This window comes from Streptomyces laculatispora, from assembly GCF_017353455.1.
Lineage (GTDB): Bacteria > Actinomycetota > Actinomycetes > Streptomycetales > Streptomycetaceae > Streptomyces > Streptomyces laculatispora.
Genome location: NZ_JAFMPZ010000563.1, coordinates 1 through 8180 on the forward strand (window position 1 = coordinate 1; position 8180 = coordinate 8180).

General features: G+C 70.3%; 13 protein-coding genes. 8 read left to right on the top strand and 5 right to left on the bottom strand.

Translation table 11 applies throughout. From position 1 onward, the window contains the following. Positions 1-17: 17 nt before the first annotated feature. Positions 18-800, top strand: a complete 783-nt coding sequence (locus J1C73_RS29955) for a thioesterase family protein (RefSeq protein ID WP_207319137.1) — start codon at positions 18-20, stop codon at positions 798-800. An 18-nt stretch (positions 801-818) separates the two neighbouring features. On the opposite strand, the gene J1C73_RS29960 is transcribed toward J1C73_RS29955, so the two are convergent. Continuing rightward, positions 819-1409, bottom strand: coding sequence for a DUF1707 SHOCT-like domain-containing protein (locus tag J1C73_RS29960; protein ID WP_207319128.1), 591 nt, complete (start codon positions 1407-1409; stop codon positions 819-821). A 50-nt stretch (positions 1410-1459) separates the two neighbouring features. After that, the gene (locus J1C73_RS29965; RefSeq protein WP_207319129.1) at positions 1460-1864 is read right to left on the bottom strand and encodes a hypothetical protein; all 405 of its coding nucleotides are present in this window, start codon (positions 1862-1864) and stop codon (positions 1460-1462) included. A 123-nt stretch (positions 1865-1987) separates the two neighbouring features. Here J1C73_RS29965 and J1C73_RS29970 point away from each other — a divergent pair, with 123 nt between their 5' ends. Genes J1C73_RS29970 through J1C73_RS29980 form a run of 3 tightly spaced genes read left to right on the top strand, consistent with a single transcriptional unit; the run spans position 1988 to position 3474 of the window. Next, positions 1988-2764 (top strand): helix-turn-helix domain-containing protein, encoded by a 777-nt coding sequence (locus J1C73_RS29970; protein ID WP_207319130.1) that lies wholly within the window; start codon positions 1988-1990, stop codon positions 2762-2764. After that, positions 2761-3012: a DUF397 domain-containing protein gene (locus J1C73_RS29975; protein WP_123460948.1), complete on the top strand. Its 252-nt coding sequence runs from the start codon at positions 2761-2763 to the stop codon at positions 3010-3012. The genes J1C73_RS29970 and J1C73_RS29975 overlap by 4 nt, the downstream gene beginning before the upstream one ends. A gap of 27 nt (positions 3013-3039) precedes the next feature. After that, on the top strand, positions 3040-3474 hold the full coding sequence (locus J1C73_RS29980) for a GNAT family N-acetyltransferase (RefSeq protein WP_123462333.1): 435 nt from the start codon (positions 3040-3042) through the stop codon (positions 3472-3474). A 34-nt stretch (positions 3475-3508) separates the two neighbouring features. On the opposite strand, the gene pspAB is transcribed toward J1C73_RS29980, so the two are convergent. Together pspAB and htpX are read right to left on the bottom strand one after the other, a co-directional pair. Next, positions 3509-4090: a PspA-associated protein PspAB gene (pspAB, locus tag J1C73_RS29985; RefSeq protein WP_207319131.1), complete on the bottom strand. Its 582-nt coding sequence runs from the start codon at positions 4088-4090 to the stop codon at positions 3509-3511. A gap of 9 nt (positions 4091-4099) precedes the next feature. Then, positions 4100-5011 (bottom strand): zinc metalloprotease HtpX, encoded by a 912-nt coding sequence (gene htpX, locus J1C73_RS29990; RefSeq protein WP_207319132.1) that lies wholly within the window; start codon positions 5009-5011, stop codon positions 4100-4102. 214 nt (positions 5012-5225) lie between these two features. Between htpX and J1C73_RS29995 the strand changes: the two genes are divergently transcribed. Next, entirely contained in the window at positions 5226-6446 is a 1221-nt protein-coding gene (locus J1C73_RS29995; protein WP_207319133.1) for a cytochrome P450, read from the top strand. A gap of 56 nt (positions 6447-6502) precedes the next feature. Then, the gene (locus J1C73_RS30000) at positions 6503-6691 is read left to right on the top strand and encodes a ferredoxin (RefSeq protein WP_207319138.1); all 189 of its coding nucleotides are present in this window, start codon (positions 6503-6505) and stop codon (positions 6689-6691) included. A 30-nt stretch (positions 6692-6721) separates the two neighbouring features. Here J1C73_RS30000 and J1C73_RS30005 read toward each other — a convergent pair whose 3' ends face one another. Then, complete coding sequence (locus J1C73_RS30005) at positions 6722-7429, bottom strand: pyridoxine/pyridoxamine 5'-phosphate oxidase (RefSeq protein ID WP_207319134.1); 708 nt, start codon at positions 7427-7429, stop codon at positions 6722-6724. Between the two features lie 77 nt (positions 7430-7506). Here J1C73_RS30005 and J1C73_RS30010 point away from each other — a divergent pair, with 77 nt between their 5' ends. Together J1C73_RS30010 and J1C73_RS30015 are read left to right on the top strand one after the other, a co-directional pair. Then, the gene (locus tag J1C73_RS30010; protein ID WP_207319135.1) at positions 7507-7785 is read left to right on the top strand and encodes a type II toxin-antitoxin system Phd/YefM family antitoxin; all 279 of its coding nucleotides are present in this window, start codon (positions 7507-7509) and stop codon (positions 7783-7785) included. Beyond that, positions 7778-8180, top strand: a 403-nt coding sequence (locus J1C73_RS30015; RefSeq protein ID WP_207319136.1) for a type II toxin-antitoxin system VapC family toxin, incomplete at its 3' end; no start/stop codon positions are given. The genes J1C73_RS30010 and J1C73_RS30015, both read left to right, overlap by 8 nt.

Genomic DNA, 8180 nt, shown 5'->3' on the forward strand with positions numbered 1-8180 from the left:
CGCGAGGGACGCAACCGATGGACACCGGCAGCTACTACGAGCGCATCGACGCACACCGCTACAAGCCCACCGCCCACGCGAGCGGTGCGTGGAGCACGGACGAAGTGCACTTCAGCCCGCTCGGTGGCCTCGTCGTCCACGCCATCGACCGGCACCTGGCCGACCGGCCGGGAACCGGCCTGCTGCTGTCCCGGATCAGCTTCGACATCCTGGGCCGGCTCGCCCTCGACGAGTGCGAGATCCGGGTCGAGACCATCCGCCCCGGCCGCACCATCGAACTGGTCGAAGCCGTCGCCCTCATCGCCGACCGTCCCGTCGTACGTGCCAGGGCCTGGTGCCTCGCCTCCGGCGACACCGCCGCCGTCGCCGGGGGCGCCGCCGACCGGCTCACGGCCCCCGAGGCACTCGCGCCCTGGGCCATGGCCGACGTCTGGCCCGGCGGCTACATCGCGTCCATCGACGTCCGCCCGCTCGCGCCGCCCCAGCCGGGCCGTACGACGGCCTGGATCTCCACGCCCCTCGACCTCGTCGCGGGTGAGCCCGTCAGTACGCTCGCGTCCTACATCGCGCTCGTCGACACGGCCAACGGCATAGCCGTACGCCAGCAGCCCAGCGCCTGGACGTTCCCCAACGTCGACCTGACCATCCACCTGCACCGGCAGCCCGAAGGCCGCTGGACCGGGCTCGACACCACGGTCGTCTTCGGTCCGACGGGCCAGGGCATCACCAGCACCGTCCTGCACGACATCAACGGACCCGTCGGCCAGGCCCAGCAGATCCTCACCGTCCGGCCCTCGTAGTACCGGTCCGGCCGCCGCTCAGCGCGCCTGGTCCCTGCGCTGCCTGCGGCGCTCCAGGAGGTTGGGGTGGCGGATGAGCACGCCGCCCATGCCGCACGTGCCCGTGAGCCGGATCAGCGGCGCGCCCGGCAGCCGCTCCCCGGAGGTCTTGTCCTTGAGGCCGCCGAGCGAGGGGTCCAGCCCGTCGGTGTCCGCCTGCCAGCCGACCGGGATCACGATCCGCACCCCGGCCATCTGCGCGTCCACCTCCACCTCGATCTCACGCAGCCGGCACTCCGCCCGCGTGAAGTCGAGACGTACGCCGCCCATGCCGCCCTTCGCGTGAATCCGCGGCGGCACCTTCCAGCGGCCGGTCCGCTCCGCGCCGTGGATGCCGCCCCGCAGGGTCAGCGGTTCACCCGAGTCGAACACGGCCGGCCCGAGGTCGTCGGTGAGCGGCGCGAGTTCGCCGCGCGTCTTGGCCACGAGCGCCTGCCCCAGCCGGGTGTCCAGCTCGTCGAGGTCGATCCGGCCCTCGGCCGCCGCCTCCCGCAACTGCTCCACGACCGCTTCGCGGTCGGCGTCGGAGGCGCGCATACGGCCGGCGGATCGCGAGGGCTCTGCAGTCATGCGCCTGATGATACGGACGCCGGCACGCGAGGCCAGGGGCCGTGGCCCGGTCACTCCTCGGGTACGAGTTGGGCCGTCACCACTCCGTACAGCAGCTCCGCGTCCACGAAGTCCCCCGCCTCCGGCGCCCCGCACCGCCAGCTCAGCGGATACGTGTTGCCGTGCGCCGCGGGAATCCCCACGTACTGGTCGCGGGCGGCCGGGCCGAAGCACTTCGCGCCGGGCGGCCAGTCGAAGCCCCGGCTCGCACCGGGCGCCAGCAGGAAGTACGTCCACCGCGCCCCCGCGATCTCCCGCACGACGGGCCCCGGATCGCCGTCGGTGAGGGTGGCCAGATGGTGCAGCACCGCCTCGCCCCGTACGCCGCGCAGCCGGATCGCGTCGAAGTAAATGCCGGACAGGTGGAGTTGGAGCCCCGAGGCGGGTACCCATTCGGGGAGTTCCTTGCTCGTCATGGCTACGAGCATTCCGCCGGTTGCGTAGCGTGACCAGGAGGACACGGTCCACATCAAGGTGATGTGGGAAGGGTGGTGGTGGCTGTGGGGACGAGCAATGAGCCGTCGCAGGTGCGGAGGCTCGTGGGGGACCTGATTCGCATCCATCGGGTGCGCGCGGGACTGACCCAGAAGGACGCGTCGGAGAAGCTGTTGGTGTCGGAATCCCTGCTGGGGGCGTACGAGCGGGCGGAGCGCATTCCCTCGCTGGAGTTCCTGCGCGATGCGGACAAGGTGTTCGACGCGGGCGGGGCGTTGAAGGCGTGCTGTGAGCTGGTGGACGAGGAGAAGTACTCACCGAAGTTCCTGGACTGGGCGAAGTTGGAGCGGACGGCGCGAGTCATCAGCGCGTACGAGACCATGCTGATCCCTGGCCTGCTCCAGACGGAGGAGTACGCGTACGCGCTGCACCGCTCCCGCGTACCTGCGTACTCCGAGGCCGAGATCATCCGGCACGTCGAAGCGAGGCTGGAGCGGCAGGCAGTGCTCTCGCGCACGTCTCCGCCGCGCATCGGCTACGTCATCGAGGAATCGGTCCTGGACCGGACCCTCGGCGGACCCGAGGTACTGAAGGGACAACTGCGGCACTTGCTCGACTGCGTTGAGCGGTTCAACCACCTGACGGTGCAGGTGATGCCGTCGGCCCAGCACACGCACGCGGGGCTGATGGGACCGATGAAGTTGATGGCCACGGAAGAAGGCCGAAGTCTGCTGTACGTGGAAGCGCATGGCGACGATAGGTTGATCTCGAAGCCGGAGCCGGTGAGCGACATGTTCGACCTCTTCGGCATTCTGCGGGCCCAGGCGCTCAACCCCTGGAAGTCTGCGGAGATCATCGAGACGAAGGTGGGGCAACTGTGAACCACGGACCCGGACTGACCTGGTTCAAGTCCAGCTACAGCGGCAATGAGGGCGGCGAATGCATCGAAGTCGCCTACGCCTGGCACAAGTCCAGCTACAGCGGCAACGAGGGCGCGGCCTGCGTAGAGGTCGCCACCTGCCCGCACACCGTCCACGTCCGCGACTCCAAGGTCACCGACGGGCCGACCTTCGCGGTCGCCCCCGCCGCCTGGACCGCGTTCCTGGGGCACGCGGCCGGCAACGGCTGACCGGTGCGCCTCGCGGATGGGTTCGCCGTGCGCCGCGCGAGTGGGTCGGATGCGGACGCGCTGGTCCGGATCGACTCGGTCGCGGCGGAAGGCGACGAGGGGCGGTGCACGAACATCGGACGGTGGTGCGGGCAGGGCCTCGCGATCATGGCCGAAGACGCGTCCGGGCCCCTGGGGTACTGCGTGGTGGAGTACACGTTCTTCGAGCAGGGCTTCGTCACGATGCTGATGGTGGCGCCCGCCGCCCGTGGCCGGGGTGTGGGCGGGCGGCTGCTGGCGGAGGCTGCGGCTTCGTGCGTCACCCCGAAGCTGTTCACCTCGACGAACGTCTCCAACCAGCCGATGCAGCGGCTGCTTCAGCGAGCGGGATGGGCGCCGGCCGGTCTGCTCCACGGCCTGGACGAGGGCGACCCGGAAATGTTCTACCTCGGTCCGCAGGATACGGCCGCTGTTCGCCCATGACGTGGACCCGCCGCACCTTCTGAGATGCGCTGCCTCACAGCCCCGGCGCCCCCCACACCGGAAACCACCGGGCCAGGTCCTTCTCCACGCGGAGGTCGTCGCCTAGGGCGGCCCGGACCTGGAGTTCGAGTTCGTTGTCGCGCTTCTCGCCGCCCGGCAGCGGGGCGAAGGGGTAGAACGTGCCGCGCTTGTAGAGGTAGACCAGGGCCAGCGGCCGTTCCCGCTCGTCCCGGAAGCTGACCAGCGAGCAGAGGAGCTGCGGGCCGAAGCCGCCGTCCTGGAGCAGGGTGTTCACCGCGTGCAGATCGTTGACGAGTGAGGCGGTGTCCTCGGCAGGCTGCCGGGCGAGCAGCCAGGTGTAGCCGTAGGAGTCCCGGCTGAACTCCACCGGGACGCCGCCGCTCGCGGTGTCCGCGTCCAGCAGCTCCCGTACGTCCTGCTGGATACGGGCGAAGGTGCCGCCCTCCACACCCGCGAAGCACACCGAGCCGAGGCCGGTCGGTACGAAGCCCGTCGCGGCCTGGAGGGTGAGGGCGGCGGACGGGACGGCGAAGAGCTGGTCGAGGTCGGGGCGGACCGGTTTGCTGCGGCCCAGGATGGTGTCGAGCAGGCCCATGGACGCTCCTTACGGGCGGGCAAGGTCGGCGGAGATGCGGGCCAGCTGGTCCAGGCGCTGTTCCAGCGTGGGGTGCGAGGAGAGCAGCCGGCTCAGGCTCTCCTTGGAGGAGAAGGCCGGGACGAAGTAGAAGGCGTTGTACGGCTCCGCCTTCCGCAGGTCCTCCGTCGGGATCCGGGCCATCTGGCCGCTCACCTTGGTGAGGGCGGAGGCGAGGGCCGAGGGCCGGCCGGTGAGCAGGGCGGCGGTGCGGTCGGCGGACAGCTCGCGGTAGCGCGACAGCAGCCGGGTGAGCAGGAAGCTCAGGGCATAGACCACCGCGCTGATCAGCGGAATCAGCATGATCGCGATGCCGACGGGGTCGTTGCTCCGGCTGGAGCGGGAAAAACCGCCCCACAGGGCGACACGGGTGATGATGCCCGCGAGAACGCCGAGGAACGAGGCGATCGTCATGACGGCGACGTCACGGTGCGCGACGTGCGACATCTCGTGGGCGAGCACGCCCTCCAGCTCCTCGGGCTCCAGTCTGCGCAGTAGTCCCGTGGTCGCGCAGACGAGGGCCGTGCGTTCGCTGCGGCCGGTGGCGAAGGCGTTCGGGACGTCGCTCTGGGAGATGGCCACCCGCGGTTTGGGCATGTCGGCGAGAGCGCAGATCCGGTCGATGGCCCCGTGCAGTTCCGGCGCCTGCTCCGGGGTGACCTCGCGGGCGCCCATGCTGAAGGCCGCGATGCGGTCGCTGAACCAGAACTGGGCGATGAACATGCCGCCGGTGATGATCAGGATGATCGGCCAGGCGCCGCGCAGCACGGCTAGCAGTACGCCGACCAGTACCACGTACAGCAGACCGATCAGGAACATGGTGGTGACCATGCGTGTGGTCAGTCCGCGGTCCGGGGCGTACCGGCTACGGGTTCGGGTCATGGGTGACCTCCAGTCCTCATCTGCTTCCCATAGTGCTCCTCGGCGGTTGAAAGCGGATAAGCCCGACGGGTAAACGGGGGGCGGGGTGGTCCCGATCGTCATCCGATGGCCGGGTACGGGGGATTTGGCCGAACATCGTCTAGCCCATCTAGGTGCCTGAGGCATCTAGTGGTGGGTGATCGGCAGGACGCCCCCACTCTTTGCGAGGCCCTCCATGGCAGAGACCGAGACCGTCACCTTTCCGCAGAACCGCACCTGCCCCTACCACCCGCCGACGGGCTATCCGAGTGAGAGCCGGGGGCAGCAGTCGGTGACCCCCGTCCGGCTCTACACCGGCCGGACGGTGTGGCTGGTCACCGGGCACGCCGAGGCGCGGTCGCTCCTGGTGGACCCCAGGCTGTCGTCCGACCGGGAGAATCCCGCGTTCCCGCTGTTCGCCAAGCGGCTGGCCGAGACCACCCAGCGGCGCGTCGAACTGATCGGCGTCGATGATCCGGAGCACAACGTCCAGCGCCGGATGCTGATCCCGAGCTTCACGGTCAAGCGGACGGCGGCCCTGCGGCCACAGATCCGGGCGACCGTGGACGCCCTGCTCGACGCGATGGTCGAGCAGGGTCCGCCGGCCGATCTGGTCAACGCCTTCGCGCTGCCCGTGCCCTCCATGGTCATCTGCGCGCTGCTCGGGGTGCCCTACGCGGACCACGAGTTCTTCGAGGCGCAGTCGCGGAAGCTGCTCCGGGGCCCCGAGGCCTCCGACGTCGAGGCGGCCCGGGACGCCCTCGACGAGTACTTCCGGGTACTGATCGAGCGCAAGCGGCGCGATCCCGGTGAGGGGCTGCTGGACGAGCTGATCGTCAAGCAGTTGGAGACCGGTGCGGTGGACGGCGAGGAGCTGGTGCGGCTGGCCGAGATCCTGCTGGTGGCCGGTCATGAGACGACCGCGAACATGATCTCGCTCGGCACCTTCACTCTTCTCCAGCACCCCGAACAGCTGGCCCTGCTGCGCGCGGCCGGTGCCTCCACCGGTGATGACCCCGGCAGCGGGATGCCGGCCGCGGTGGAGGAGCTGCTGCGGTTCCTGTCCATCGCGGACGGGCTGTCGCGGGTGGCCGTCGAGGACATCGAGGTGGGCGGGGTGACCGTCCGGGCGGGTGACGGGGTCCTCCTGTCCACGTCGGTGATCAACCGGGACGAGTCCGTGTACCCGTCGCCCGACGAGCTGGACCTCGGCCGCAACGCGCGCAACCACGTCGCGTTCGGCTTCGGCATCCATCAGTGCCTGGGCCAGAATCTGGCACGGGCCGAACTGGAGATCGCGCTGCCCGCCCTCTTCGAGCGTCTTCCCGGTCTGCGGCTCGCGGTGCCCGCCGAGGACGTCCCGTTCAAGCCGGGGGACACGATCCAGGGGCTGCTGGAACTGCCCGTCACGTGGTGACCGGCATCCAGGGCGACCGACATCCGAACGAAAACTCCGGCGAGGTGCAGATGACGATGAAGATCGATATTGACAAGGACGTGTGCATCGGCGCGGGGCAGTGCGCGCTCGCCGCACCCAAGGTGTTCACCCAGGACGACGACGGGTTCAGTGAGCTGCTGCCCGAACCGGGAGACGCCCTCGCCGGTCCCATGGTCGGTGAGGCGGCCCGCGCCTGCCCCGTGCAGGCGATCACGGTGAACTGAGCGGGCGGCGGCCGGGGCGCCCGGCGGCCGTCAGGGCCAGAGCAGCTCCCGCTGCCAGGCCCCGGCGGTCCCGGCCGCTCCGGCCGCCCCGGCCTCCCGGTGGTAGCGCAGCCGGATGTGCCGCCGCCGTGCGTCGCCCTGGAAGAACTCGACCTCGTAGGGCTCGACCACGTACCGCGTCCAGCTGGTCACCTCCGCGTCCGGCTCCTCCCGTGCCCGGTCCCAGGCCGCGTCGGAGGCGCGGTCCAGCTCCGCGGACGAGCCCAGTACCTCGCTCTGCCGCCCCACCAGCGCCGAGGCCAGCGCCCCGGTGGAACGGGCGTGCAGGTCGGCCCGGCTCTCGGCGGCGGAGCACGCGGTGACCGGGCCCCGCACCCGTACCTGCCGCCCCTGCGCGGGCCAGTAGAAGCCGAGCGCGGCGTGGAGGCGGGCGGCCAGCTGGCGGCCCTTCGCGCTGGTGGCGTGGGTGGCGAAGTGCCAGCCGCGCTCGTCCGCGTCGTGCAGCATCAGGGTGCGCACATCGGGCAGCCCCTCCGCGTCGGCCGTGGCCAGGGCCATCGTGTGCGGCTCCACCTGCCCGGCGGCCACCGCCTCGGCGAACCAGGAGTGGAAGAGGGGGAGCGGGGCCTGCGGCGCGGCGGCCGCGTCGAAGGCGGGGAGTTCGATGTCCCACACACGCTGGGCGTGGAGCAGGTCACGGAAGGCGTGCTGTGCGGCGGAGGCGGATGCGTCGGTCATGCGGCCATTGGACCTCATGGACCGTGGGCATCGAGAACGATGTAGCACAGCGAGACACGTAGAGCTACGCTGGACGCATGAAGACCATCACGCAGCGCGAGTTCCGGAACCGGTCCGCGGATGTCATGAACGCTGTGGAGGAGGGCGAGATCTTCCACATCACCCGAAACGGGATAGAGGTCGCGGAGCTCAGGCCGCTCACGCGTAAGCGGAGGCTGAGTGCCGAGGAACTGGTGGCCCGGCACCGGCGGCTTCCCCGCGTGGACGGTGCGTTGATGCGTCGCGAGGCGGACGAGCTCTTCGGTGGCGAGGACCGGGCCGGGGACGACGATCCCTGGGAGCGCGTGCATGGCTGAGGGCTACCGAGTAGGTGTGCTCGACACCTGCACGTACATCGACCTTGACCTGCTGCGTGCCGAGGATCTCCCTGCCTTTCCGGCACTCACCGCCGTGACGATGGCCGAGCTTCAGCAAGGTGTGGCGATGGCCGGGGACGCGGCCGGGCGGGCGGCGCGGATGGAGAAGCTGGGCGCTGCCGTGGCCGACTTCGAACCGCTCCCCTTTGACGGCGAGGCGGCTGCCCGGTACGGGAGCCTGGTGTCCCTTGCCGTCGCTGCGGGCCGCAACCCCCGCCCCCGTCGCATGGACCTGATGATCGCGTCCATCGCCTCCGTCAGGGGGTTGCCGCTCTTCACCCGCAATGCGGACGACTTCAAGGGGCTGGAAGGTGTGCTCACCGTCGTCGCCGTGT

Coding starts and splice junctions, on each gene's coding strand:
- pspAB (WP_207319131.1), bottom strand. CDS start 4,090: ATGGGCCTGCTCGACACCATCCTGGGCCGCAGCAAACCGGTCCGCCCC.
- htpX (WP_207319132.1), bottom strand. CDS start 5,011: ATGACCCGAACCCGTAGCCGGTACGCCCCGGACCGCGGACTGACCACA.
- J1C73_RS29955 (WP_207319137.1), top strand. CDS start 18: ATGGACACCGGCAGCTACTACGAGCGCATCGACGCACACCGCTACAAG.
- J1C73_RS29960 (WP_207319128.1), bottom strand. CDS start 1,409: ATGACTGCAGAGCCCTCGCGATCCGCCGGCCGTATGCGCGCCTCCGAC.
- J1C73_RS30000 (WP_207319138.1), top strand. CDS start 6,503: ATGAAGATCGATATTGACAAGGACGTGTGCATCGGCGCGGGGCAGTGC.
- J1C73_RS29965 (WP_207319129.1), bottom strand. CDS start 1,864: ATGACGAGCAAGGAACTCCCCGAATGGGTACCCGCCTCGGGGCTCCAA.
- J1C73_RS30010 (WP_207319135.1), top strand. CDS start 7,507: ATGAAGACCATCACGCAGCGCGAGTTCCGGAACCGGTCCGCGGATGTC.
- J1C73_RS30005 (WP_207319134.1), bottom strand. CDS start 7,429: ATGACCGACGCATCCGCCTCCGCCGCACAGCACGCCTTCCGTGACCTG.
- J1C73_RS29995 (WP_207319133.1), top strand. CDS start 5,226: ATGGCAGAGACCGAGACCGTCACCTTTCCGCAGAACCGCACCTGCCCC.